We start from the raw sequence: 24,901 nt of genomic DNA on the forward strand, positions 1-24,901 counted from the left end.
AACCTGCGGCGAAAAGGATAACTGGACCAATCGACCGCCCGGCCAAGCCGGGCGGTTTTTCTTTGCCTTTGCCGTGGTTTCCGGCTGAAACTGCTGATGCTTAACGAGGAAAGAGATTAGATGTCCCTGAAGTCCCGCCTTGCCGCCGATGAAACGCTGATCACTGCCTGGTCGGGCGTGCCGGACGCCCTGACCGTCGAGATCCTCGCCAAACAGGGCTTCGATGCCATCACGCTCGACATGCAGCATGGCGGCCATCATGAGGACAGCGTGCTGCGCGGTCTCGTGCCGGTGCTTGCCGCAAACAAGCCGGCGCTGGTGCGCATTCCGGTCGGCCGCTTCGACATGGCAAGCCGGGCGCTCGATTTCGGCGCCGAGGCAGTCATCGCGCCGATGGTGAACTCGGTGGCCGACGCAAAGCTGTTCGCCGCGGCGATGAAGTATCCGCCGCTCGGCGAGCGCTCGTGGGGCCCAACCTATGCCTTTCCGCGCCACGGCAAGGGTGACTATGCCGAATGGCTGCGCGACACCAATCAGCGCACCATGGCCTTCGCCATGGTCGAGACGCGTGCCGCCCTTGATGCGCTCGACGGCATTCTCGACACACCAGGCATCGACGGCATTTTCCTCGGCCCATCGGATTTCTCGATCGCCTGGAGCAACGGCACGGTCGTCAATTCAACGCTGGAAAGCATGATGGAGACGATAGCATCGGTCGCCGAGCGCACCCGCAAGGCCGGAAAACATGCCGCGATCTATGTCGTCGAGCCGGCAATTGCTGGCCGAGTCGTATCGATGGGTTATCGCCTGCTCGCCACCGGGTCCGAGCATGCGCTGATTTCGCTGGGCGCAAAAACCCTGCTCAAGAGCATCAAGGATTCCATCGGCGCCTGACTCGGCGCGACGCTAGGCCTTCAGATCCGTCAGGAACTTGGCGAAGGTCATCGACCCCTCGGGCCAGGGGCCGAAGCCTGACTCCTGGTTGAGATGGCCGGTCTCGCCGGCATCGATGAACAGCGAGCCCCAGGCGCCGGCAATGTCCTCGGCGACATCGAAAGTGCAGAACGGGTCGTTGCGGCTGGCGATCACGATCGACGGAAATGGCAGCGGCTCGCGTGGGTAGGGGCCGAAGGTCATCAGGTGCTTCGGCTTGAGCTTGGGATTGGCGACATCGGGCGGCGCCACGAAGAAGGCGCCTGCGACCGGCTTGACGAATTGCGGGATGGCCTGCACGGCCGCCGCGACGCCAAGCGAATGCGCGACGATGACGACCGGCCGTTCGGCCTCGTTGACCGCTTTGGCCACGCTTGCCGTCCAGTCCTCGCGCACCGGCTTCGACCACTCCGCCTGCTCGACGCGACGCGCCGTCGACAGTTTCGACTGCCAGCGGGTCTGCCAATGCTCAGGCCCGGAATTGGTGTAGCCCGGAACAATCAGGATATCTGCGTCTTTGACTTTCATGCCGCTGAGATAGCGAGCGTGATTGCCTCATGCAACCGTTGAAGGGCACGATCCTGCTCACAATGGTGAACACCATGTTCGCTTTTCGCTGTCTTGTGTGAACGATCGCAATAGACGATCTGTCGTCAGGAGAGAAATAGCCGTGGGGCCGTATTTTGGCGCTGACACGACGTACAATGATTGGCGGCGCCGGGCTCCTGGCTTTGGGAGCTTCATCAAGCGTTGCCGCAACGGAGACAATGATGAGCGAACTTCCATTTGCCGCCACCACGCCGGTGAGCGTTGCCCGCGTCGGCCTGAAGGCGCGTGACGCCGAAAGTCTTGCCGCCCATTACCGCAAGGTCGTGGGACTGCAGGAATTGAGCCGTGCCGACGGCGCGATCACGCTGGGTGCCGGCAGCCGTCCGCTGCTGGTGCTCGAGCCGGACACCTCCGCCAAGCCGGACGATCCGCGCAGCGCCGGCCTTTTCCACACGGCTTTCCTGTTGCCCAGCCGCGCCGATCTCGGCCGCTGGATCAACCACGCCATATCAGACAAGATCTCCATTGACGGCGCTTCGGACCATCTGGTCAGCGAGGCGCTCTACTTGACCGACCCTGAAGGCAACGGCATCGAGATCTATGCCGACCGCCGTCCGCAGGACTGGAAATGGAACGGCGACAAGATCGCCATGGCGACCGAGCGGCTGAATATTCCGTCGATTGTCGCCGAAGTGCCGGCAGGCGATGCCGGCTGGCAGGGTACACCGGAAAACAGCATTGTCGGCCATGTCCACCTGCGCGTCGGCAGGCCGGAAGAGGCCGAGGCCTGGTGGAACCAGGAATTCGGCTTCGACACGGTCGCCAAATATGGTGGCCAGGCGGTGTTCCTGTCGTCCGGCGGCTACCACCACCACATCGGCGCCAATGCCTGGCAGAGCGCCAGTGCCGGCCGCCGCGACCCGAGCCGGTCGGGTCTCGCCTGGGTCGAGATGCGTTCGGACAAGGCAACCGCCGAAACCATGCGGGAAGACCCGTGGGGCACGGTGATCCGCACCGTGCCTGGCGCTGCCGGCTAATCGCAGCTCCGCTCTTAAACAGAACTGGCGGCGTAACCGGTCAGCAGTCCGTGCGCCCAACTGTCGAAGCCGGCCGCCGTCGCGCGGGCGGATGCTTCGGTCCAGTCATAGTTGACCGCGTGGTGACAGAACGACCATTCGCCGTTCCTGCGCGTTGCGATGGCGTAGCGGGCGTGCGGGCTGCCTGTCACGGTGAGGCCGGGAAAAGCCTGGACGCCCACACTGCCGGGATTGAGTATCGTCTGCCGGCCGGGCAGATGCACAACGCGCGGCGTATGTGTGTGACCGCACAAGGTAAGCCCTGCGTCGACGCTGCCAAGCTTGAGCCTGATCTGCCTTTCGTTAGACGGAAAAAAATGATCGCCGCCATCCTCCTCGAGCAGGAACACGTCGTCGTCGCTGGGGCTGCCGTGGCATAGCAGGAGTTCGGAGACGGGCGACAAGGTGAGCGGCAATGCCGCAAGCCAGGACAGCGACGCCTGTGAGAGGCGCTCATGGGTAAACGCGTCGACATCTTCCAGGCCGGAAACAGGATGTTCGACAAGCACACGGTCGTGATTGCCGCGCACTGTTGGCCAATTCTCCGCAATCAAATATTGCGCGCTTTCTTCCGGCCATAGCGGCCCGGAGAGACAATCACCCAGGTTGACGATGATATCGGGAGAATTATCCTTGATCTGCGCATGAACCGCTTCAAGCGCGCGCAGATTCCCGTGGATGTCTGAAAGGACAGCCAGTCGCATGGAAAATCCTATCCAAACACCCGCCTGAAAATGGTGTCGACATGCTTGGTGTGATAGCCCAGGTCGAATTTCTCGCGGATTTCGGCCTCGGGCAGGGCAGCGGTCACTTCCTTGTCGGCCAGAAGTTCCTCAAGAAAATCAGCGCCTTGTTCCCACACCCTCATGGCATTGCGCTGCACCAGCCGATAGGAGTCCTCGCGTGACAGGCCGGCCTGCGTCAGCGCCAGCATCACGCGCTGCGAATGCACCAGGCCGCGGAACTTGTTCATGTTCTTCAGCATGTTCTCGGGATAGACGACCAGCTTGTCGATGACGCCGGTCAGCCGTGACAGCGCGAAATCCAGCGTCACCGTGGCGTCCGGACCAATCATGCGCTCAACCGAGGAGTGCGAGATGTCGCGCTCGTGCCAGAGCGCCACGTCCTCCATCGCCGGCAGCGCCATCGAGCGCACCATGCGGGCAAGACCGGTGAGATTTTCCGTCAGCACCGGATTGCGCTTATGCGGCATCGCCGACGAGCCTTTCTGGCCTGGCGAAAAATACTCTTCCGCTTCCAGCACTTCGGTGCGCTGCAGATGCCGGATTTCGGTCGCCAGCCGCTCCATCGACGAGGCGATGACGCCGAGCGTGGCAAAGAACATAGCGTGGCGGTCGCGCGGGATGACCTGCGTCGACACCGGCTCCGGCTTCAGCCCGAGCTTTGCCGCGACATGCTCCTCGACATAGGGGTCGATGTTGGCGAAGGTGCCGACCGCGCCTGAAATCGCACAGGTGGCGATATCTTCCCGCGCATGCACCAGTCGCTCCCGGCAGCGCGAGAATTCGGCATAGGCCTGCGCCAGCTTGATGCCGAAGGTTGTCGGCTCGGCATGGATGCCGTGGCTGCGGCCGATGGTGACCGTGTCCTTGTGCTCGAAGGCGCGGCGCTTGAGCGCTGCAAGCAGGCCGTCGATGTCGGCGAGAAGGATATCGCTGGCCCGCGTCAGCTGGACGGCAAAGCAGGTGTCCAGAACATCCGAAGACGTCATGCCCTGATGGATGAAGCGCGCGTCCGGTCCGACGAATTCGGCGAGATGGGTCAGGAAGGCGATGACGTCATGCTTGGTGACGCGCTCGATCTCGTCGATCTTGTCGACGTCGAATTTCGCAGCATTGCCCTTTTCCCAGATGGTTTTCGCAGCTGCTTTCGGGATGACGCCGAGTTCGGCCAGCGCGTCGCAGGCATGGGCCTCGATTTCGAACCAGATGCGAAACCGGGTTTCGGGCGACCAGATGGCGACCATTTCCGGCCGGGAATAGCGAGGGATCATCGGTCAGTCCTGATGTATCTTGAGCAATCCAGGAAAAGTGCGCAGCGGTTTTCCGTCCGGAATTGCGAAAAAGAGGAGTTAGAGCGGGTCGGCGGTTCTACCAAACGCTGACCTGCTCTGGGTTAGCCCGCGTCCTAACAGAGGCGGACAAAATGCTCAACGCTGTTGCCGCGCAAACCAAAGGCTTGCGGCAAACAAGGCGACGAAACCAAGCGGAAAATAGAGCCGGATGCCCAGCACCACGAACTGGTAGAGCGCCACCGCCATCGTAAAGACGAGCTGAAACCCCCAGGTGAGGGTGAAGACGGGCGCATGCCATTCGGCATAGTAGGACCGGTATTGCAAGGCATAGAGCCCGGCGGTCAGCCCGATCGTCGCGGCGGCAAGGCAAACCATTGCCGCGGCGAAGGCGACCTCTCGACCTCGCCCGAGCGAGACCAGCCGTGCCGCGAACAGGCCAACCGGAAAGGCCAGGGCGCCGCCGCCCGCAAACAGCAGCGATACGGTGCGGATCTTGTCCGGCGTCACCCAACTGTCCAGCAACAGGTTGACGAGCGCACTGGCGCCCATCGTGGCGGCCCATAGCAAGGCGCCGAGAAGTGCCGTGCGCGGCGTCGGTATCGCGTTGTACACGCGGCCGAGGGCACGATTGCGCCTTGCGGGTTGAACAATGGGTGTCACAGGCGGCCGGTCACGGCGATCCAGCGGAAGTCCGGCCCCTCGAAGCCATATTGGCGCACCGCGATCAGCACCGCATAGGCGCTGAGGCTGTCCATGGAGAATGTCTGCACCGCACCGATGCTGTAGCCGTTCGGACAACCCCGGCTCTTGGGGATCGACTTGTCCTCATGCAGCAATTTGGTGGCGCCGCCATCCTGCGCCTCGATGCGCAGCAGCCGGAAGCCATTGATCTCGCCCTGGCTGTCGCAGCCCTCGGTGTTGTTCATGCCGAGCTCGTCGATCCGGAACTCGAGCGGCTGGTCGACCGGAGAAAAGATCGGCCGCGGATTGACCACCATGCGATGCGGATCGGCCGACAGCTCGGTCACCGGGTTGAAACCGGCGGTGATGCCGCGGTTGGCGCTCAACTCGGCCTGGCTGACAATGGCCTCGCCCTTCTGCCGGGCCTGAAGGCGCGCCGCGTCCAGTTTGGCGTTCTCGTCGTCGAGCCGGACCCGGATCGGCGTGCCCTTGAGAAAGCTGTCGGTGCTGGTGTCGATGTAATAGCGATTGGCATAGGGAAAGCCCGACCCGTCCTGAACGCCATACTCCTCGAAAGCGAACACGCCACCGTCCTTGGTGAAGCCAAGGATTTCAAGTTCGGCGACATCGCCGGCCTGGGCAGAGATCGACGCCGCAAACTGCGCGGCCAGGGAAACGGCAAACAACAAAAGTATTCGCATTGTTTCACTCCGGCAGCGGCGATCGTTGCAATCCCTAAAGCAATTCCAGGAAAAGTGTGAAACGGTTTTCCGTCCGGAATTACGTCAAACAAAGAGATAGAGCAGGGTGCCGTTTCCTTGAAACGGTGAACTGCTCTAGCACGACCGAATCAAAACGTCGTGCGGGTCAAAAGCCGATGCATCCAATCGGCCCGTCATTTGTTATTGTCGGCAGTCCCAATGGAGAACCACCATGACCGACACCAGCAAAATTCGTGAGCATATGGAAGTCGTCGGCGCCGATGGCGTGCATGTCGGCACTGTCGACAAGGTCGACGGCCAGCGCATCAAGCTGACCAAGGCCGATAGCGGCGAGGGCGCTCACAAGGGTCATCACCACTACATTCCCCTGGCCCTGGTTGCCGAGGTCGATGGCAAGAAGGTGTGGCTGTCGGCGAATTCCGATGTCGCGGTGACGTTCGAGGAAGAAAAGTCCGATCCCGTCTGATAGGGCGACCCGCTCTAGCGTCGCGACGACCAGACCGGAAACAGATCGTTGTCGGCTGGCGTCGCGGCAAACACGCCGCGGCTGATGGCGCGCGCCATGGTGGCGCCGGCCGCGGCATAGAGGTCGATTGCCGCATCGGCTTCAAGCACAATACCGCTCGTTCCCGTCGCCAGTGCGAACACCAGATCGCCGTCGGCCGGCGTGTGTGTCGGCCAGATGGCGCGCACGAAGCCGTCATGCGCCGACATTGCCAGGCGTTTCGCGGCTGCCTTGGTGAGAACCGCGTCCGTGGCAATGACGGCGATCGTGGTGTTGCCGCCGGTTTCCATCTGCTTGTCGGCATGTTTGTCGCGGTATTTCAGCAAGATGTTCTTGGCGTCTTCCGGCATCGGCGAGGGATAGCCGAGCCCACCGAATTCATCGCCGATCTCGAAGGGTGCCGCCCAGAAATGGCGCGAACGGCTGACGGTCACCGATCCGGTCGGATTGACTGCGGCCAGCGCACCGATGGTGACGCCACTGTCGAGCAGCGTCGAGGCGGAGCCCAGACCGCCCTTCAGCCCTGCGGTCAACGCACCGGTGCCGGCGCCGGCCGTGCCGATCTCGAAATCGATGGCGGCGGATTGCGCTGCCTCATAGCCGAGGTCGCGGTAGGGTGGATAGCGGCCCCAATCCTTGTCGCCGCCATTGCGCAGGTCGAACAGGATCGCTGCCGGCACGATCGGCACGCGAAAGCCGCCCACCTCGAAGCCGATGCCGCGCTCGCGCAGCGCCGCCTGCACGCCGGACGCAGCATCAAGGCCGAAAGCCGAACCGCCCGACAGCACCACGGCGTGGATCGCCTCGACCGAATTGTGCGGTTCGAGCAGGTCCGTCTCGCGGGTTCCCGGCGCACCGCCGAGGATCTGGACACCGGCCACCGCCGGTTCGTCGCACAGCACTGTTGTCACGCCGGACTTGAGCCTGGCATCGGAAGCATTGCCGACACGCAGGCCGGCAACGTCGGTGATCAAGTTGCGCGGGCCGGTGCGGAACATCAGTTGCTTTCCAACATCAGTTGCCATCGAGGGGCACGAAGCGTGTGCCGTCGAAGCGGAAGACGCGGTAAGGGCTCTGGCTGAGGTCACCCTTGGCGTCGAAGCGGATCGGTCCGATCGCCGTGGTGAAATCTTGCCCGGTCAGGGCGTCGGTCAGCGGCTTGCCCGAGGTTTCGGCCAAACCTGACGCCGCCTTGGCGATCTCGACCGCGGCATAGGCCGGCAGCGTGTAGCCGTCCGGCACGATCTTTTGCGTGGAGAAGCTTTCCAGCACTTTTGCGTCGGCGACGTCGGCCCATTCCGGCGGGGCGATCATCAGCGTGCCCGTCGCGTAAGGCACGTCGCCGGGCGGCGTGCGCAGATTTTCGCCGCCGGCAAAGGTGATGCCGGCCTGGAGCTGCGCGGCATCGCGGCCCATGATCGCAATGTCGTCGCCGTCGCCACCGGCAAAGACATGCGTGGCGCCGGCTTTCTTCAGCCGGCCAACCAGGCCGATCTGGTTGTCGAGTTGCGGCCTGAACGTGTCGACGAACACCGGTTTCAGCGCCGCTTGCTCGGCCGCCGCGCGAAATGTCTCGGCCATCTCGCGGCCATAGATGGTGCCGTCATCGATTATGGCGAACAGCTCGTTCTGCCACAGGCGGGTGAGGGTGGAGGCAACGGCGTTGCGCTCATCGCCGCCGCGCGGCCCGAGGCGATAGACCGGCCAGCCGGTCTTGGCGCGGCGGTCTGTGAGGCTTTCGGTTCGCACGCCGACGGTGATGACCGGGATGTTGGCGTCCTTGAGGATCGGCATCGCCGCCTCGATCGCGTCGGTGCAAAGGAAGCCGACGACGATACTGACCTTGGCCGCCACGAAGTCCCTGGCCGCCGCGGCACCACCATCGGCGGTACAGGCGTCATCCACAGTCTTGAGTTCGATGCCGTTCGCTTGCGCTGCCAGACTGGTGCCGGCCGCGACCTGCTTGCCGAGCATTGCCGATGGCCCGGACAAGGGCGCGGCGACGCCGACCAGCAGCGTCTGCGCGTTCGCGCTGTTGGCCACGAACAGCCAGACCAGCGCCGCTATTGTTCTTGTCCCAGGTCGCATTCGAGCGATGGAGTCCTCCGTGCCGGCTTTACGCTTTGGCACTATTTGCCGCCAAGACCTAAAGGCTGCCCGGCCTTGGTGCAACACGCGAATTTGGGGATATGGGCCAAGCACTTCGCTTGTGGCGTGTCATGTCTGGCCATATATGTCAGGACGATGCTGGCCATGGAATATTCCCGGTGCTGAAGAAGAACGATATTGGGCCGCAGGCCTATCGCGACGCGATGAGCCATTTTGCCGGCCACGTCCATGTGGTTACAACTGACGGGCCCGCCGGCAAGCGCGGCACGACGGTGATTGCCGCCTGTTCGGTGTCGGACACGCCGCCGACCATTCTGGTCTGTCTCAACCGCGAAAATGCCAAGAACGAGCTGTTCGTGCAAAACGGCCGGTTTGCCTTGAACACGCTGGCCTCGCACCAGGAGCCGCTGTCGATCGGCTTTTCCGGCATCACTGGTCTGCCGCTCGAGGAGCGTTTCGCGCTCGGTGAGTGGGATGTGATTTCCACCGGCGCGCCGACGCTGAAGGGCGCACTCGCCGTGTTCGACTGCGAATTGATCGACACAAAGGATCTAGCCACCCATCGTGTGCTTTTTGGCAAGGTGACAGGCCTGCGCATGGGCGATAATTTGCGGCCGCTGATCTACCACGCCCGCGGCTACCATGTCCTGGACAGCGGAGCGGCGGCGTTCACGGAGAAAGAATGACCGAACTGAAACCGCGCCCCGTGCCGCGGACGATCGACGAGACGCTCGATCTTCTGACCGGCGCGGACTATGTGGCGGACCGGTCGCTGGCGACCGTGCTTTTCCTGTCGCTGCGCATGAACCGACCCTTGTTCCTCGAGGGCGAAGCCGGCGTCGGCAAGACCGAGATCGCCAAGGTGTTGGCTGGGGCGCTTGGCCGCCGGCTGATCCGCCTGCAGTGCTATGAGGGGCTCGACGTCTCCTCGGCCGTCTATGAGTGGAACTACGCCGCGCAGATGATCGAAATCCGCATGGAGGAGGCGGCCGGCAAGGTCGACCGCTCCGCCATGGAGCGCAACGTGTTCTCCGAAAAATACCTGATCCGCCGCCCGGTGCTCGATGCGCTGACCGGCAAGACGGGGGCGGCCCCGGTCTTCCTGATCGACGAACTCGACCGCACCGACGAGGCCTTCGAAGCCTTCCTGCTCGAAATCCTGTCCGACTATCAGGTGACGGTGCCCGAACTCGGCACCATCAAGCCCGAAGAGCCGCCGATCGTCATCATCACCACCAACCGCACCCGTGAGATCCACGATGCGCTGAAGCGGCGGTGCCTCTACCACTGGGTCGATTATCCCAATGCCGAGCGCGAATTGGAGATCGTGCGCCGCAAGGTGCCGCAAGCCAACCAGCGGCTTTCGGCGGAGGTGGTCTCCTTCATCCAGAAGCTGCGCCAGATCGAGCTGTTCAAGGTGCCGGGCGTTGCCGAGACCATCGACTGGGCCGGTGCGCTGACGGAGCTCGACAAGGTGGCGCTCGATCCCGAAACCGTGTCCGACACGATCGGCGTGTTGTTGAAATACCAGGACGATATTGCCCGCATCGGTTCGGGCGAGGGCCGGCGCATCCTCGACGAGGTCAAGGCCGAGCTCGCGGCGGCGCAGTAGCGGCAATGAACGCGCCGGGTGCTTACCCCAAAGAGGCCGACCCCAGAGAGGCGACGCCGGACGGGCGCATCGCCGACAACATCGTCTATTTCGCCCGCACCTTGCGCAAGGCCGGCATGCGGGTCGGACCGGCCTCGGTCAAGGATGCCATCGAGGCGGTGCTGGCTGCCGGCATCGGCTCACGCGACGATTTCTACTGGACGCTGCATGCGGTGCTGGTGTCCAGGCATGAGGATCACCCGACCTTCGACGAAGCCTTCCGGCTGTTCTGGAAATCGCGCGAATTGATCGAAAAGATGCTGGCCATGTTCTCGCCGGTGGCGCCTGACGCCAGGGAGAAGCAGAAGCCGCGCGCAGCCGAAAACCGCGTCAGCCAGGCGATGTTCGAGGGCCACCAGAAGAACCAGCCGCCGCAGGAAGTCCCTGAGATTGAGGTCGATGCCCGCTTTACCTTTTCCGGCAATGAAGTGCTGCGCGGCAAGGATTTTGCCCAGATGAACGCCGCCGAGATGGCCGATGCCAAGAAGGCCATCGCCGAGCTGCGATTGCCTTTCGACATGGTGCGGACCAGGCGCTTCAAGGCCGATGCGCATGGCCGCCGCATCGACCCGCGCGCCATGATGCGTTCGGCCGCGCGCACCGGCGGCGAACTGATCCTGCCGAAATTCCGCTCGGCCCGCGAAGTCCATCCGCCGCTGGTGGTTCTGGCCGACATTTCCGGCTCGATGAGCCAGTACACGCGCATCTTCCTGCATTTCCTGCACGCGCTGACGGAAAAGCGCCGCCGTGTGCACACTTTCGTCTTCGGCACGCGGCTGACCAACCTGACCCGGCAGATGCGCCACCGCGATCCCGATGCTGCACTTGCCGACTGCTCGGCTGCGGTCAAGGACTGGTCGGGCGGCACGCGCATCGGTGACACGCTGGCCGAGTTCAACCTGGTATGGTCGCGGCGCGTGCTGGGGCAGGGCGCGGTCGTGCTTCTGATCACCGACGGGCTGGAGCGTGACGATGTCGCCGGCCTGTCCGAGGAAATGGAGCGGCTGCACAAATCCTGCCGGCGGCTGATCTGGCTGAACCCGTTGCTGCGCTTTGACGGTTTTCAGGCGCGTGCCCGCGGCGTCAAGGCGATGCTGCCGCATGTCGACGAATTCCGTTCGGTCCACAATCTCGATGCGCTCGCCGACCTCTGCGCCTCGCTCGACAAGAAATCGGCACAGTCCGTCGATCCGCGGCGATGGATGGAAGCTGGCGCGAGGCACGCTGCATAGCCATATGTTGATCCACCGGAAAAACAGACTCTGAGAGAAGCGATCATGGACGACAGCATCTATCTCGATGAGGCCCGCGACCCGCTGATTATCGCGGAAGGCTGGATGAAGGACGGCAAGGATGTCGCCATTGCCACTGTGGTCGAGACTTGGGGTTCGGCGCCAAGGCCGGTCGGCAGCCATCTGGTCATCGACGCCGAAGGCAATTTCCAAGGCTCGGTCTCGGGCGGCTGCGTCGAGGGTGCCGTGGTGAGCGAGGCGATCGACGTGATCGACTCAGGGAAAGCCAAAATGCTCGAATTCGGCGTCGCCGACGAAACCGCCTGGCAGGTCGGCCTGTCCTGCGGCGGCCGCATCAAGGTTTATGTCGAGCGGTTGGGCTGATCTCAGATGGATCCATACGCCCTGAAAACGTTGAATGCCGAACGACGTGCCCGCCGCGCGGCGATCCTCGTCACCGATCTCGGTGATGGCCGCGACCGCATTGTGCGCGAGGGCGACCAGGTTGCCGGCGATCTTGGAGCCGCGATCGCTAGGGCATTTCGATCAGGCAATTCCGGTTCCGTCGAGGCGGAAGGGCGAACCTTCTTTCTCAACGCGCATCTGCCGCAGCCGCGCCTCGTGGTGGTCGGTGCCGTCCATATCAGCCAGGCGCTGGCGCCGATGGCCAGGATTGCCGGCTATCCCCTGGAGATCATCGATCCGCGCACCGCTTTTGCCACGCCCGACCGCTTCCCCGATGTCGCCTTGCATGCCGAGTGGCCGGAAGATGTGCTGAAGCGCCAGCCGCTCGACAGCTACACCGCCCTTGCCGCCGTCACCCATGACCCAAAAATCGATGATTTCGCGCTGAAGGCAGCCCTTGACGCCAACTGCTTCTATGTCGGCGCGCTTGGCAGCCGCAAGACGCACGCCAAGCGCGTCGAGCGCTTGCTGGCGCTGGGCGCGAGTGCTGAACAGATCGCCCGCATCCACGCGCCGATCGGGCTCGACATCGGTGCCGCCAGCCCGGCCGAGATCGCTGTCGCGGTGCTGGCGCAGGCGATCCACGCCTTCCGCTCGCGCGGCCTCGATGCCAAAGGCGCAGTGGCGTGAAATTCGGTCCGGTTGCCATTGAAGAGGCAGAGGGTGCGGTGCTGGCGCATGCCACCACCGCTGGCGAAAGGCGCTTTCGCAAGGCGCACAGGCTGAGCGCCGAAGACGTCTCCATACTCAAGCAGGCTGGCGTCTCGCAGGTTGTTGCGGCGGTGCTTTCCCAAGACGATCTCGGTGAGGACGCCGCGGCGCAAAGAATTGCCGAGAGCATGACTTTCAGCGGCATCGAGGCCAAGCCCGCCGCCACCGGACGCGTCAATCTCCACGCCAAGGCATCAGGTATCTTCACGGTCGACGCCGCTGTCATCGACGCCATCAACGCCGTCGATCCCGCCATCACCATTGCCACGCTAGCGCAGCATGCTCCGGTCGAGAAAGGTCAGATGGTCGCGACGGTGAAGATCATCCCGTTCGCAGTCAGCTCTGCGCTGGTCGATGCGGTCGCGAAAATCTGCGCCGGCGGCGAGATCTTTGCCGTCAATGCCTACCAGCCGGTGCGCGTCGGTGTCATCCAGACGGTTCTGCCGGGCATCAAGCCCAGCGTGCTCGACAAGACGCTGCGCGTCACCGAAGCAAGGCTGGCGCGTTCGGGCGGCAGGCTGACGGCGGAACGCCGCACGCCGCATGAGATCGCGCCCGTGGCGGCGGCCGCCGCCTCGCTGGCGCGCGACAATGACATGGTGGTGATCTTCGGCGCTTCGGCGATGAGCGATTTCGCCGATGTTGTTCCGGCAGCGATCGAAATGGCGGGGGGTACTGTCATCCGCGCGGGGATGCCGGTCGATCCCGGCAATCTGCTGGTGCTCGGCACGCTTGCCGGCAAGCGGGTCATCGGTGCGCCCGGCTGCGCCCGCAGCCCCAAGGAAAACGGCTTCGACTGGGTGCTTGACCGGTTGATCGCCGGCCTCGACGTCACCGCGAAGGACATCGCCGGCATGGGGGTCGGCGGTCTGCTGATGGAAATCCCGACACGGCCGCAGCCGCGCGAACCGCTGCCGGCCAAAAGCCGGCTCAAGGTCGCCATCGTGCTTCTGGCAGCCGGCCGGTCGAGCCGCATGGGCGGACCGAACAAGCTCATGGCGCTGTTCGACGGCAAGCCGCTGGTGCGCCGCACCGCCGAGCGCGTGCTCGCCTCGAAGGCTTCGGGCACGATCGTCGTCACCGGCCATCAGCGCGAACGGGTGCGCGCAGCTTTGTCGGGCCTCGACGTCACCTTCGCCGACAATCCGGATTTCGCCGATGGCCTGTCCACGTCGCTGAAGGCCGGTATTGCCTATCTGCCCGAAGACACAGCCGGCGTGATGATCGTTCTGGGAGACATGCCTGGTGTTGTGTCGGACGACCTCGACCGACTGATCGATGCCTTCCGCAAGGCTGGAGGCAATTCCGTGGTCCGCGCTTCGCATGAAGGTAAGCGCGGTAATCCGGTGCTTTTGCCACGCTCGCTGTTCCCGGCCATCGCTCATCTCGAAGGCGATACCGGCGCCCGCCATCTGGTCGAGGCCGAAGGACTCGACGTCATCGATGTCGAGATCGGCGAGGGCGCGTCTGTCGATGTTGACACCCGCGAGGCGCTCGAAGGCGCCGGCGGCGTGCTGCAGGATTGACAAACCCAGGCTGAATTACGCAAGCCTGCAGTATGGCTTTTCGTTTCCTTTCTCCTCTCCACGGCTTTCTGATCGCAACATTTGTTCTTGGCGTTGCCACCCATGCCGATGCGCTCGAACTAAAACCCTTCAAGGACGATCTCTTCGCCTACCCGGCCACGCTCTCGTCCGACACCAACGGCGCCTATACGGTCATCGACTATCGCGAAATGCGCGACATCAACCAGCGTGATGAAGTGCCGGAAAAGCGCGTGCATGCGCAATACACCGATACCAGCGTGCGCAAGGTGCAGCAGGACCTGATGCTGAAGACCGACGCCGGCGATGTCAGGCACGTCGCGGTCGGCAAGACCGAGGGTGCCGCTATCATCGTGCTCTACCTGCACGGGCAGGGCGGCAGCCGCAAGCAGGGCGTCGACGACTTCACTTTCGGCGGCAATTTCAACCGGCTCAAGAATTTGATGGCCGGCAATGGCGGGCTTTATCTCTCACCGGATTTCCCTGATTTCGGCGACAAGGGCGCCGCGCAAATCGCGGCCTTGATCGATCACTATGCCGAGCAGTCGCCGGGCGCGAAAATCTTCGTCGCCTGCGGCTCGATGGGCGGTTCCCTGTGCTGGAAGCTTGCCGCGCGCAACGATACCGGCCGGCGCGTCAACGGGCTGCTGCTGCTCGGATCTCTGTGGGACGATAGTTTTCTTGGCAGTCCCGCCTTCAGGCGCCATGTCCCGGTCTTCTTCGGCCAGGGCAGCCATGACGTGGTCTTTCCCGTGGCGAACCAGGAAGCCTTCTTCCGCTCCATTATCGCCAAGTCGAAAGCCTATCCCTATCCGACCCGCTTCGTCCGCTTCGAGACCGGCACGCATGGCACGCCGATCCGCATGGTCGACTGGCGCGGCACGCTGAACTGGATGCTGTCGAAGGCGCCTTGATACAAAAGGACAAAAGCTTGAAGCGCATCGCGCTTCAGGGTGCGGTGTTGTAGTCGACAATCGTCTGCGGATTTTCTTCGCCATCATAGGACGCGTCGACGTCATACTGAACCAGCGAAAAATCACCGTTACGGAACAAATATGTGCCGGAGTCGGAGGCATCACCGATGCCGCGCCATTTGTTGAAAGTGGTGATCGTATGGGCGTCCGGGTCATAGTCGGAGTTGGTGGCCCATCCCGTCGTGTGGAAGCCGACCACCGTTACGCTCAACAGCTTGCCGTCACTGTCGTTGTTTTCGTAGCGGATATCGGTCTCCGGTTCGGCGAACTGCAATTGGCGCACGCCGTCGACCTCATCCGTCATATAGTAGATCGAGTTCTCATTGTAGGCGGCGGCCGCACAGGAAAAATGAAACAGGCGCGTTTCCTTGTCGGGATCGCCGGGCTGCGCATTCTTGTCCTTGTACTTGATCGAAAAGACTTCCGGCTCGTTGGCCACAAGGTCCTTGTCGCACTGGTCGCCATAGGTCGCGAGAAAAGCCTTCTTGGCCTGTTCCAGCACCGTATCCTTCTTTGGCGGCGGCGGACCGTCGCCGCAGCTTGGCGGCACAGCCTCCTCGAAATCGGCGGTCGAAGGTTTCAGCGCGCCTTTTTCGATGTGGATCGGATCGAAGGGCGGCGCGGCCTGGGCCTGCGCGTTCACCTGGCGCAGCGTGTAGCAGCCGGCGAAAACCTTTTCGCCGCCGCTCTTGTCGGTGGCACGGATGGCGACAGGGACGTTGTAGAAGATGCTGCCGGCGGCGCCATCGTCTGAAATGGCACCGGTTGTGACTTCGACCTTGTCGGTACCGTCATAGCCCTTGACGAAACTGTCGAAATCCTTAGCCGGCTTCGCATCGCCATAGTAACCCCAGGCCCGGGCGAATTCGTGCCGGTTGATGGCGCTGTAGAGCGAGCGGATGACCGCCTCGGCGCTCGACCGGTCGTCGACATAGGGCGCTTCGGGCGCGTCGTCAGCGGCCAGCGCCGTTTGGCCGGATATGGCAAGGGAGAAAAGGGCAGTCGCTGCGAGAAGGACGCGTCTCATCGGGAATCTCCGCTCGATAACGGAAATTCTACCACAGCGATTGCGGCGGCGTGGTGACGCGGAGCCCACGGCGCTTGAAGAATCGTGCACACAGGCGCTAGGTCCCTGCGCCGGCGTTCGGGCCGGACAGGGAGATTTGACGTGACCATATCGATGTATGAGGCATCCGTGCCCGTGTTTTCAGCCAGGCTGAAAGCACTTTCCAGTGTGCTGGCGGCCGCCGAACAGAATGCGCTTGACCGCAAGATCGACCCGCAGGTGTTTTTGACGGCGCGGCTTGCACCCGACATGTTCGCTTTGGCCAGGCAGGTGCAGATCGCGACCGACCATGCCAAGGGCGCGCCGTCGCGGCTCGCCGGCCGAGAGGTGCCGAAATACGAGGATAATGAGGCAAGCTTTGCCGATCTCGAGGCGCGGATAGCCAAGACGCTCGCGCTTCTGGCGACTTTTTCGCCAGCCGATATCGACGGTTCCGACGACAAGGTGATCGAGTTGAAGCTTGGTGGCCGCGAAACGACGTTGGGCGGCATGCAGTATCTGCTGCATGTGGCCATGCCCAATTTCTATTTCCACCTCACCACCGCTTACGACATCCTTCGCCACAATGGCGTGCCGCTGGGCAAGGCGACCTTCCTGGGATCGCGTTGAGAAATCAGACTTTGAGATGTCCCGGATCGGTCCGGGACATCTCGCAACTGCTTAGAGCAGCTCAAGGAAAAGTGTGAGCGGTTTTCCGTCCAGAGCTGCGTCAAAACAAAGAGTCTAGCGAATGGACATTTCGCGGGCGATGCGCGCAAAATCGGCGGGCTTGATGCCGATATCGGCGCGCTCGGCATTGCTCATCGAGTGAAGCAGCGCGAGTGCTGCGCGGTATCTCAGATGTTCCTGCGGGCGCGGCCGGGCGAACATTTCAGTGAAGAAACCCATGATTTAGGCTCCTGGTTGGTCCTCCACGGGTGCTAATATAGGTGAATCGTGACAATTGTGCAGTGCAGCATTTGCATGCCTGCCATGTCCGGATGATTTTCATAAATTTTTTTTGTGGCCCGGTGAAACTTCTGCGCCGCACGAACCGTAGGCTTCGACGCTGGCACATGGCCAGCTTTTCCTCGCCACTCCTGGCGAATTTCCGGGCTGCATGAAAGTGCAGTCCGGCTTTTTGTTTGAGGCGCCGGTCGCGATCCTTCGAAAACTAAATTCGTTAAGATCGGTGGTATGTATTTTTAACGAGCCGGTTCTATGGTCTGGAAACCTGACGGTCAGGCAAGGGGGAGGCTGACATCGCTACCAGCGCCAAGCGTGATTTCGCTTCGCTGCTCGACGACCTCTTCGTCGCCTCCGACAAGGGCGACGGTATCGAGGGCGACGAGGCCGGCGCGCGTCCGTCCATTCCGTTCGATTATCTCTCGGTCGCCGATGAACTCCATTCCGGTCGCATCAAGGTGTCGGCCGCCGAATATCGCGAGGCCGGTGCTGATCTGGCGAGCGAATTCGCTGCCTTGCTCGAACACGCCAAGCTGGCGCTGGCTGCCGAGGACCCGAAGCCCGAGGAAAAACTGCCGCCGATCGATCCGGAATCGATTGCGGCTGAACTGGGACTGAACCAGCCCAAGAGTGCCGCCGATTTCGGCCGCATGCGCCGCAGCTTTGCTTTCACCAATCATCCCGATCGCGTCGCCCCGCATCTGCGCCAGCGTGCCGTTATCCGCATGCAGGTCGCCAACATGCTGATCGACGAGGCCAAGCGCCGCGCCCTGGCCGGCGCGCGCCGCTAGCTAAACCGCTGGCTCACGCAAAAGTCGGTCTGCGGAGGCTTGGAGAGCGCCTCCGCTTTCCCTATAGATGCGGCTTCCTCCCCGCGTAGCCGCGCACGCTTTCCCTCCGGAGCAGAATTCCATGCACAAACGCCGTCTCGGTCGGACCGATCTTCTTGTCACCCAGATCTGCCTGGGTTCCATGACCTGGGGCCAGCAGAACACTGAGGCCGAAGGCCACGCGCAGATGGACCTGGCTTTTTCGCGCGGCGTCAATTTCATCGACACCGCCGAACTCTACCCGATCCCGCCCAAGGCGGAGACACAGGGGCGGACGGAAAAGATCATCGGCAGCTGGATGAAAGCCAACGGCAACCGCGACAAGGTGATCCTTGCCTCCAAGGTCGTCGGCCGCACCGCCAGCGACTGGTTTCGCGGCGACAGGCCATCGCAACTGGTGCGCGCCGATATCTTTGACGCCGTCGAAAAATCGTTGGCCAAGCTCGGCACCGACTATCTCGACCTCTACCAGATCCACTGGCCGGAACGGGACATTCCCTGGGGTGCAAACCCGACGCGTGTCGGGGCGGTGGCGCGGCGTGCCGATGCCGACGGTGCGCCGGCCAACGAAACGCCGATCGCCGAAACGCTTGGCGTGTTCGATGAATTGGTAAAGGCAGGAAAGATCCGCCATTTCGGCCTTTCGAACGAGAGTTCCTGGGGCGTCATGCGATACCTTGCCGAGGCCGACAAAGGGATCGGCCCGCGCGTTGCGTCGATCCAGAACGCCTACAGTCTCGTCAACCGCACCTTCGAGGTGAACCTCGCCGAGGTCTGCGAGCGCGAAGAAGTCTCGTTGCTGCCCTATTCGCCGCTGGCGCAAGGTTATCTCTCAGGCAAATACGACCATGGCGCCCGTCCGCAGGGCTCGCGCTCGCAACTGTTCAATCGCGGCCAGCGCTACGAGACCCCCAATGCCGCTGAAGCGCTGCTCGAATACAATGAACTGGCACGCTCCTTTGGTATGGAGCCGGCACTGTTTGCCAATGCCTATGTCTCGAGCCGGCCCTTCGTCACGTCGAACATCGTCGGCGCGACGACCATTCCGCAGCTCGAAATGGCACTGTCTTCGGTGGATGTCGTGTGGACTGAAGAGATGCAGAAGGCGGTGGACGCGATCCACCAGCGGGTCGGCAATCCCTGCCCTTGAACTGTTCGGCGATAGAATTATCAGGGATAACAGAGGGGTGGAGACGATGGTGGACTTTCCGATCGAGGCCGTGCGTGGAAACTTTCCCGCCCTTTCCCTGACCGACAAGGGGCGCCGTCGCATCTATCTCGACAACCCTGCCGGCACGCAGGTGCCGCAGGCTGTCGCCGATGCGGTGTCGCGCTGCCTGCTCACCACCAACGCCAATCTCGGCGGCTATTTCGAGACGACGATCGCTGCTCAGTCCGTCGTCGACGAGGCGCATCAAGCGATGGCCGATTTCCTCGGTGCGGCGAGCCCGCAGGAAATCATCATCGGCGCCAATATGACGACGCTGACCTATCATATCTCGCGCACGCTCGGCCGCACGCTGAAGTGCGGCGACGAGATCATCCTCACCCGCATGGATCACGAGGGCAATGTCTCGCCCTGGCTGCAACTGGCCGAGGACCTTGGCCTCGTCGTGCGCTGGCTGCCATTCGACGAAAAGAGCTGGCAGGTCGAGGAGGAGGCGTTGGCCGGGCTGCTCTCTGAAAAGACACGGCTGATCGCATTGAATTATGCCAGCAATCTCACCGGTTCGATCAACCGGGTTAAGTCCCTGACTGCCATCGCAAAACAGGCCGGCGCTCTGGTCTATGTCGACGCCGTCCAGTTCGCGCCGCATGGCCTGATCGACGTGCAGGAGGTCGGCTGCGATTTCCTGATCTGCTCGGCCTACAAATTCTTCGGCCCGCATATGGGCATTTTGTGGGGACGGCTAGATTTCATCGAGACGCTACAGCCTTACAAATGCCGGTGCTCGTCTGACGGCCTGCCGGAGCGCTTTGAGCTTGGCACGCCGCAGATCGAGCTGATGGCCGGCCTCACGGCGGCGGTCGAGTACTTTGCCGAATTGGGAGCGGCAGCTGGCGAGGGTGGTTCAAGAAGGCAGAAGATCGCCAAGGCGTTCGAAGTCGCCGTCGGCTATGAAAACCCGCTGGCGCAAAGGCTGATCGACGGCCTGTCCGATATTTCAGGCCTGACCATCCGCGGCATCACCGATCCGAAGCGGCTCGGTGATCGCGTGCCGACCGTCTCGTTCACCGTCGACGGCATCGTGCCGGAAACGATCGTGCGGCAGATGAACGCCGAAAACATCTTCCTGTGGTCCGGCCACAACTACGCCTGGGAGATCGTCCACCAGCTCGGCATTCCGGCCGAACAAGGCGTCGTGCGTATCGGTATCGCGCACTACAACACGGCGGCCGAGATCGACGAGACGCTGGAGAGCGTACACCGGGTCATTGCCATGCTCAGGCAGCAGCGCTCCTGACGCCTGCTTGAATCGCTACAGCGCCTTGCCGCCGAAACCGGTGAGGAAGGCGGTGAGATTGTCGCCCAGTTCGTCGCAGAGATAGCCGCCTTCCTGGACGATGACCGTGGGCAACTGGAGCCTGGCGATGGCTTCGCCGATACGGGAAAAACCTGGCGTCGTCACCGAAAGCCCGCCGAACGGGTCGCCCTCGAAGGCGTCGAGGCCGAGCGCCACGACCAGCGCGTCGGGCGAGAAAGACCGGATACGCTGGAATGCCACCTCGAGTGCTTCCAGAAACGCCGCATCGGCGGATTTGCGCGGCAGCGGCAGATTGAAATTGTAGCCGAGCCCCGGGCCTTCGCCGCGCTCGTCGGCATGGCCCCAGAAAAATGGGTAAAAGCGCACCGGATCGGCATGCAGCGAGACGGTGAGCACATCGGGCCGCGCATAAAAAATGCCTTGCGTGCCATTGCCGTGGTGCAGGTCGACATCGAGGATCGCCACCCGCGCCGCCTGCTTGCGCAGCACCTGTGCCGCAACAGCCGAATTGTTGATGAAGCAAAAACCGCCGGCGACATCGGCAAAGGCATGGTGGCCGGGCGGGCGGCACAGCGCATAGGCGGCCGGCGCGCCTGCCATCACGGCTTCAGCCGCATCGACCGCGCTCCAGGCGCTCCACAGCGCGCTTTGCCAGGTCTCGCCCGAGATCGGGCAAGCCGTGTCGGCCATATGGTAGCCGGCCTGACCGACCGCTGAGGCCGGATAGGAACCGCTGCGCGCGATCGGATGGATGTTGGGGATCACTTCCGCCGAGGCGCCTTCGATGCGCTGCCAGCGTTCGAAAATATGTTCGAGGAAGTCCAGATATTCGGGCGTATGCACCGCCGCGACCGGACCGAGGCCGTGATTGCGTGGCCGCTCGATCGTGCAGCCGGCAGATTTTGCGCCGGCTAACAATCTCTCGACGCGCTCGGGTTTTTCCGGATTGGGCTGCGGTGCACCACTGGAAAGAAAGGCCTTGGGGTCGTGGAGCTTCTGCTCCTGCGCATAAAAGGCTTTCATTCCTGCTCCTCCGGCGCGTCGGCGAAGGCGAAGAAAGCCTCGCCGATGATCTTCTGCGTCTGCTCGTAACTCGACCAGGCAATGCCCAGCCTTTCATAGAAGGCCTTGGCGCCTTCATTGTCGGTGTCGACGGACAGCCTGAGATAGACGCCGCCGTCCTTCCGGCACTCTGCCGCGGCGCGCCGCAGCAGCCGCTCGCCGATCTTGCGGCCACGGAACCGGTCGTCGACATAAAGGTCCTGCACATAGACCCCGGGCCGCCCCATCCAGGTCGAAAAGATCGGAAAATGCAGGCACAGACCGGCGAATTCGCTATCTATCTCTGCGATCAAGGTCGAGAAGGCAGGCTTTCCACCAAAGCCATAGCGGCGGAGGTCATCAGGTGTGGACGTAATCTCCTGATGCGCGCCGATATGGGTGCCAAGTTTGAGAAGCGCGGCGTGGATGGTGTCGACGTCGTCGATTGTGCCGTGGCGGATGACGGTATCGCTGGTGGCTGTCTGGATCTTGTCTGCCATGGATCAGGCCGCGGTCTCGGCTGAACCGGGCTTGTTCAGGAGATCGTCAAGGTCGCCGATATTGTCTTCCGAAAAGACGCGAATGCCGTTCGCTTCCAGCAGCGCGGTGGTCGTGCCGCGACCGGTCACTCGTTTGCCTACAAAACTGCCGTCATAGACGAAGCTGCTGCCGCAGGAGGGGCTGCCGTCGGTAAGAACCGCGTAGCGGCACCCCGTTTCGCGCGCGAGTTCGAGCGCAAGCTGCCCGGCTTCGAGATAAAGTGCGGTCACATCGCTTCCCGTCTGTTCGACCACTCGACCCTGGCCGTGAAGCACAGCGTCGGCTGTGCCGCGAATTTCTGCGGCAGGACGCGGCGTGGAGAAGCCTGCGGCAACCTCGGGGCAGATTTGCACGACCCGTCCTTCCGCCTGCCAGCGCATCAGTACCGGATGGTTGTTGAGCCGGTAGGAGCCGTTATAACGGACGTGACTGCCGAGCAGGCAGGCGGAGACGAGAACCCTTTCCATATCAGCTCCTCCCTTGCCTCTAGAACGCTACCCGATCGCCACCTTTCAGCGCCAGCATCTCGCGCGCCTCCGCCGGCGTGGCAACCTCCAGCGACAACCCGTCGAGAATGCCACGGATGCGGCGCACCTGGTCGGCATTGGATTTCGCCAGCTGGCGGCCATCGTAGAGACTGTCTTCCAGCCCGACACGGACATTGCCGCCCATTGCCGCGGCGATCGAGATCAGCGGCATCTGCTGGCGGCCGGCGGCCAGCACCGAGAACTGATAACTGTCACCGAACAATTTGTCGGCGATGCGCTTCATATGGATGAGATTGTCCGGATCGGCGCCGATGCCGCCCAGAATGCCGAGCACGAACTGGATGAACAGCGGGCCAGATACCAGGCCGCGGTCGCGGAAATGCGCCAGCGAATAGAGATGGCCGACATCGTAGCATTCGAATTCGAAGCGCGTGCCGCAGCCCTTGCCCAGCCTTTCCAGCACGCCCTCCATGTCGGCGAAGGTGTTCTTGAAGATGGTGTCGCGCGTGGCTTCGAGCAGCTTCGGCTCCCACTCGTGTTGCCATTCCCGTGGTTTGTCGAGCATCGGGAACAGCGCGAAATTCATCGAGCCCATGTTGAGCGAGCACATTTCGGGCTCGGCGCGTAATGGCGCCGCCAGCCGCTGGTCGAGCGTCATCAGCGAGGAGCCGCCGGTGGTGATGTTGATCACCGCATCGGTCGCCTGCTTGATACGCGGCAGGAACTGCATGAACACGTCCGGATCGGCGGTGGGCCTGCCGTCCTTGGGATCGCGGGCGTGCAGATGCAGGATCGAAGCGCCGGCTTCCGCTGCGGCGATTGCGTCCGCCGCGATCTGGTCCGGCGTCACCGGCAGGTAGGGCGACATCGATGGCGTGTGCACCGAGCCGGTGACGGCGCAGGTGATGATGACTTTTCGCGGCGCCATTCCTTTACCCCCGGCCTTCGACCGGCAGGTCGAGTTCGGCGGCCAGAACCTCCAGCGAGTCGCCGATGATGGAAATGATCTCGCCGACCTGTTCGCCGGTGACGATCATCGGCGGTGCGACCATGAAATTGTCGCCGTCGACACCACCCTTGACCCGGCGGCCATAGATGATCAGCCCGCGCTCATAGGCGAGATCGAGCAGCCGCTGCGTGGCTTTCTTGTTCTGCTCGATCGGCCGCAGCGTCTCCGGATCGGCAACCATCTCGGCGCCGGTGAGCAGGCCCTTGCCGCGCACGTCGGCGATGAACGGAAAGCGCTTCGCCAACCCCTTCAGCCGGTCCATCAGCACGTCTCCCATGGCGGCGGCATTGGCGATCAGGTCGAGCCGGTCCATCTCGCCGAGCACGGCAAGGCCAGCGGCGCAGGCCAGCGGGTTGCCGGCATAGGTGTGGCCATGCTGGAAACCGCCGGAAGCGAGCAACGGCTGCACCAGCCGCATTGGGGCCGCCAGCGCGCCGAGAGGGGCGTAGCCCGAGCCCAGCCCTTTCGACAGGGCGACGATGTCAGGCTTGCAATTCCAGTGGTCGCCGCCGAGGAATTTGCCGGTGCGGCCGGCGCCGCTCATCACTTCGTCATGGATGAGCAGGATACCATAGCGGTCGCAGATCTCGCGGACACGCGCATAATAGCTGTCCGGCGCCACCAGGGCGGCGGTGGCAGCACCGCCGATCGGCTCCATGATGAAGGCGACGACGCTTTCCGCACCCTCGGCCAGGATCTTCTCCTCCAGCATATCGGCATAGCGGACGCCGCGCTGTTCCAGCGAAAGATTGTCGCGGTCGCGCCACGCGGTCGGGGCTGGCACCGTCGGCATCACCCGCATCATCGGCTCAAAGGTTTCGGACAGCGCGTCGTCGCCGGTGATCGACAGCGAACCCAGCGTGCCGCCATGATAGGAGGGGAAGCGGGTGATCACCTTCCAGCGGCTGGCCTGGCCGGTGGCGACAGCCCATTGCCGCGCCAGCTTGATGCAGGATTCCGTCGCTTCCGAACCGCCGGAGACGAAGAAGATGCGGTCCATGCCTTCGGGCAGTTTTCCGGCCAGTTCGCGCGCGAGTTCTTCGGCCGGCTCGTTCTCGAAATGCAGGCGGTAGGCGAAGGTGGCGCGGTCCATCTGGCGCTTCATGGCATCAAGCACGTTGCGGTTGGAATGGCCGATATTGGCGACCATCGGGCCGCTCGAGCCATCGATGAAGCGGCGGCCGTCCTGCGTCCACATGTAGATGCCTTCGGCGCGGTCGATCAGTGGCCGGCGCAAGCTTGAGAGGTAGAACAGATGCGATTCTCGCCGGGTCTCGATGTCTTGAGCGGCGGTCTGGGTCTTCGACAT

The 24,901-nt window shown here is 62.9% G+C and carries 29 protein-coding genes; 14 read left to right on the plus strand and 15 right to left on the minus strand.

The window, feature by feature from the left end; all coding sequences use genetic code 11:
* The first annotated feature begins 120 nt into the window (after nt 1-120).
* Entirely contained in the window at nt 121-894 is a 774-nt protein-coding gene (locus AC1DX4_RS16395) for an HpcH/HpaI aldolase family protein (RefSeq protein WP_477221288.1), read from the plus strand.
* Between the two features lie 12 nt (nt 895-906).
* On the opposite strand, the gene AC1DX4_RS16400 is transcribed toward AC1DX4_RS16395, so the two are convergent.
* Nucleotides 907-1,461, minus strand: coding sequence for an RBBP9/YdeN family alpha/beta hydrolase (locus tag AC1DX4_RS16400; RefSeq protein ID WP_477221289.1), 555 nt, complete (start codon nt 1,459-1,461; stop codon nt 907-909).
* Nucleotides 1,462-1,703: 242 nt separating this feature from the next.
* Between AC1DX4_RS16400 and AC1DX4_RS16405 the strand changes: the two genes are divergently transcribed.
* On the plus strand, nt 1,704-2,519 hold the full coding sequence (locus AC1DX4_RS16405) for a VOC family protein (RefSeq protein WP_477221290.1): 816 nt from the start codon (nt 1,704-1,706) through the stop codon (nt 2,517-2,519).
* A gap of 14 nt (nt 2,520-2,533) precedes the next feature.
* Here AC1DX4_RS16405 and AC1DX4_RS16410 read toward each other — a convergent pair whose 3' ends face one another.
* The 4 genes from AC1DX4_RS16410 to AC1DX4_RS16425 all read right to left on the minus strand — a co-directional run bounded on the left by AC1DX4_RS16410 (nt 2,534) and on the right by AC1DX4_RS16425 (nt 5,975).
* The gene (locus AC1DX4_RS16410) at nt 2,534-3,262 is read right to left on the minus strand and encodes a metallophosphoesterase family protein (RefSeq protein ID WP_477221291.1); all 729 of its coding nucleotides are present in this window, start codon (nt 3,260-3,262) and stop codon (nt 2,534-2,536) included.
* A gap of 8 nt (nt 3,263-3,270) precedes the next feature.
* The gene (gene purB / locus AC1DX4_RS16415; protein ID WP_477221292.1) at nt 3,271-4,572 is read right to left on the minus strand and encodes an adenylosuccinate lyase; all 1,302 of its coding nucleotides are present in this window, start codon (nt 4,570-4,572) and stop codon (nt 3,271-3,273) included.
* A 156-nt stretch (nt 4,573-4,728) separates the two neighbouring features.
* Nucleotides 4,729-5,193 carry a hypothetical protein gene (locus AC1DX4_RS16420; RefSeq protein ID WP_477221468.1) on the minus strand — a complete coding sequence of 155 codons (465 nt, stop codon included), beginning with the start codon at nt 5,191-5,193 and terminating at the stop codon, nt 4,729-4,731.
* A 56-nt stretch (nt 5,194-5,249) separates the two neighbouring features.
* Nucleotides 5,250-5,975 carry a DUF2259 domain-containing protein gene (locus AC1DX4_RS16425; protein ID WP_477221293.1) on the minus strand — a complete coding sequence of 242 codons (726 nt, stop codon included), beginning with the start codon at nt 5,973-5,975 and terminating at the stop codon, nt 5,250-5,252.
* Between the two features lie 232 nt (nt 5,976-6,207).
* On the opposite strand from AC1DX4_RS16425, the gene AC1DX4_RS16430 reads away from it, so the two are divergent.
* Nucleotides 6,208-6,462, plus strand: coding sequence for a DUF2171 domain-containing protein (locus AC1DX4_RS16430; protein ID WP_096445325.1), 255 nt, complete (start codon nt 6,208-6,210; stop codon nt 6,460-6,462).
* A 14-nt stretch (nt 6,463-6,476) separates the two neighbouring features.
* Here AC1DX4_RS16430 and AC1DX4_RS16435 read toward each other — a convergent pair whose 3' ends face one another.
* Both AC1DX4_RS16435 and AC1DX4_RS16440 read right to left on the minus strand, forming a co-directional pair.
* Nucleotides 6,477-7,499, minus strand: a complete 1,023-nt coding sequence (locus AC1DX4_RS16435) for a P1 family peptidase (protein WP_477221294.1) — start codon at nt 7,497-7,499, stop codon at nt 6,477-6,479.
* Nucleotides 7,500-7,515: 16 nt separating this feature from the next.
* The gene (locus AC1DX4_RS16440; protein ID WP_477221295.1) at nt 7,516-8,589 is read right to left on the minus strand and encodes a branched-chain amino acid ABC transporter substrate-binding protein; all 1,074 of its coding nucleotides are present in this window, start codon (nt 8,587-8,589) and stop codon (nt 7,516-7,518) included.
* Between the two features lie 179 nt (nt 8,590-8,768).
* Here AC1DX4_RS16440 and AC1DX4_RS16445 point away from each other — a divergent pair, with 179 nt between their 5' ends.
* From AC1DX4_RS16445 to AC1DX4_RS16475, 7 genes are read left to right on the plus strand one after another with little or no spacing between them, the layout of a single operon-like run.
* On the plus strand, nt 8,769-9,296 hold the full coding sequence (locus AC1DX4_RS16445; RefSeq protein WP_475451074.1) for a flavin reductase: 528 nt from the start codon (nt 8,769-8,771) through the stop codon (nt 9,294-9,296).
* The gene (locus AC1DX4_RS16450) at nt 9,293-10,222 is read left to right on the plus strand and encodes an AAA family ATPase (RefSeq protein WP_477221296.1); all 930 of its coding nucleotides are present in this window, start codon (nt 9,293-9,295) and stop codon (nt 10,220-10,222) included. The genes AC1DX4_RS16445 and AC1DX4_RS16450 overlap by 4 nt, the downstream gene beginning before the upstream one ends.
* 5 nt (nt 10,223-10,227) lie before the next feature.
* Nucleotides 10,228-11,493, plus strand: coding sequence for a vWA domain-containing protein (locus AC1DX4_RS16455; protein ID WP_477221297.1), 1,266 nt, complete (start codon nt 10,228-10,230; stop codon nt 11,491-11,493).
* 45 nt (nt 11,494-11,538) lie between these two features.
* Nucleotides 11,539-11,877 carry an XdhC family protein gene (locus AC1DX4_RS16460; RefSeq protein WP_477221298.1) on the plus strand — a complete coding sequence of 113 codons (339 nt, stop codon included), beginning with the start codon at nt 11,539-11,541 and terminating at the stop codon, nt 11,875-11,877.
* A gap of 6 nt (nt 11,878-11,883) precedes the next feature.
* Complete coding sequence (locus AC1DX4_RS16465) at nt 11,884-12,588, plus strand: XdhC family protein (RefSeq protein ID WP_477221299.1); 705 nt, start codon at nt 11,884-11,886, stop codon at nt 12,586-12,588.
* A complete protein-coding gene (locus AC1DX4_RS16470; protein ID WP_477221300.1) occupies nt 12,585-14,195 on the plus strand; it encodes an NTP transferase domain-containing protein in 1,611 nt (536 codons plus the stop codon). The genes AC1DX4_RS16465 and AC1DX4_RS16470 overlap by 4 nt, the downstream gene beginning before the upstream one ends.
* A gap of 32 nt (nt 14,196-14,227) precedes the next feature.
* Entirely contained in the window at nt 14,228-15,127 is a 900-nt protein-coding gene (locus tag AC1DX4_RS16475) for an alpha/beta hydrolase family protein (protein ID WP_477221301.1), read from the plus strand.
* 34 nt (nt 15,128-15,161) lie between these two features.
* On the opposite strand, the gene AC1DX4_RS16480 is transcribed toward AC1DX4_RS16475, so the two are convergent.
* Nucleotides 15,162-16,214: a DUF1176 domain-containing protein gene (locus AC1DX4_RS16480; protein ID WP_477221302.1), complete on the minus strand. Its 1,053-nt coding sequence runs from the start codon at nt 16,212-16,214 to the stop codon at nt 15,162-15,164.
* 141 nt (nt 16,215-16,355) lie between these two features.
* Here AC1DX4_RS16480 and AC1DX4_RS16485 point away from each other — a divergent pair, with 141 nt between their 5' ends.
* A complete protein-coding gene (locus AC1DX4_RS16485; RefSeq protein ID WP_475451066.1) occupies nt 16,356-16,862 on the plus strand; it encodes a DUF1993 domain-containing protein in 507 nt (168 codons plus the stop codon).
* Between the two features lie 114 nt (nt 16,863-16,976).
* Here AC1DX4_RS16485 and AC1DX4_RS16490 read toward each other — a convergent pair whose 3' ends face one another.
* Together AC1DX4_RS16490 and AC1DX4_RS16495 are read right to left on the minus strand one after the other, a co-directional pair.
* Entirely contained in the window at nt 16,977-17,141 is a 165-nt protein-coding gene (locus tag AC1DX4_RS16490) for a hypothetical protein (protein WP_477221303.1), read from the minus strand.
* 332 nt (nt 17,142-17,473) lie between these two features.
* Nucleotides 17,474-17,641: a hypothetical protein gene (locus tag AC1DX4_RS16495; RefSeq protein WP_477221304.1), complete on the minus strand. Its 168-nt coding sequence runs from the start codon at nt 17,639-17,641 to the stop codon at nt 17,474-17,476.
* Here AC1DX4_RS16495 and AC1DX4_RS16500 point away from each other — a divergent pair.
* From AC1DX4_RS16500 to AC1DX4_RS16510, 3 genes are all read left to right on the plus strand, one after another.
* Nucleotides 17,570-17,989: a hypothetical protein gene (locus tag AC1DX4_RS16500; protein WP_477221469.1), complete on the plus strand. Its 420-nt coding sequence runs from the start codon at nt 17,570-17,572 to the stop codon at nt 17,987-17,989. The genes AC1DX4_RS16495 and AC1DX4_RS16500 overlap by 72 nt on opposite strands.
* A 121-nt stretch (nt 17,990-18,110) precedes the next feature.
* Nucleotides 18,111-19,178 carry an aldo/keto reductase gene (locus tag AC1DX4_RS16505; RefSeq protein ID WP_477221305.1) on the plus strand — a complete coding sequence of 356 codons (1,068 nt, stop codon included), beginning with the start codon at nt 18,111-18,113 and terminating at the stop codon, nt 19,176-19,178.
* 46 nt (nt 19,179-19,224) lie between these two features.
* Nucleotides 19,225-20,493: a cysteine desulfurase-like protein gene (locus tag AC1DX4_RS16510; RefSeq protein ID WP_477221306.1), complete on the plus strand. Its 1,269-nt coding sequence runs from the start codon at nt 19,225-19,227 to the stop codon at nt 20,491-20,493.
* A gap of 15 nt (nt 20,494-20,508) precedes the next feature.
* Here the strand turns inward: AC1DX4_RS16510 and AC1DX4_RS16515 are convergent, their stop codons facing one another.
* The 5 genes from AC1DX4_RS16515 to AC1DX4_RS16535 are packed head-to-tail and all read right to left on the minus strand — an operon-like array spanning nt 20,509 to nt 24,901.
* Entirely contained in the window at nt 20,509-21,537 is a 1,029-nt protein-coding gene (locus tag AC1DX4_RS16515; protein WP_477221307.1) for a histone deacetylase family protein, read from the minus strand.
* Complete coding sequence (locus tag AC1DX4_RS16520) at nt 21,534-22,055, minus strand: N-acetyltransferase family protein (RefSeq protein WP_477221308.1); 522 nt, start codon at nt 22,053-22,055, stop codon at nt 21,534-21,536. The genes AC1DX4_RS16515 and AC1DX4_RS16520 overlap by 4 nt, the downstream gene beginning before the upstream one ends.
* Nucleotides 22,056-22,058: 3 nt before the next feature.
* On the minus strand, nt 22,059-22,562 hold the full coding sequence (locus AC1DX4_RS16525) for a 2-thiouracil desulfurase family protein (RefSeq protein ID WP_477221309.1): 504 nt from the start codon (nt 22,560-22,562) through the stop codon (nt 22,059-22,061).
* A gap of 19 nt (nt 22,563-22,581) precedes the next feature.
* On the minus strand, nt 22,582-23,511 hold the full coding sequence (gene kce / locus AC1DX4_RS16530) for a 3,5-dioxohexanoate:acetyl-CoA acetone transferase (RefSeq protein WP_284275744.1): 930 nt from the start codon (nt 23,509-23,511) through the stop codon (nt 22,582-22,584).
* 4 nt (nt 23,512-23,515) lie between these two features.
* Entirely contained in the window at nt 23,516-24,901 is a 1,386-nt protein-coding gene (locus AC1DX4_RS16535; RefSeq protein ID WP_477221310.1) for an aminotransferase family protein, read from the minus strand.

This window comes from Mesorhizobium sp. P3_A8 (assembly GCF_056402995.1).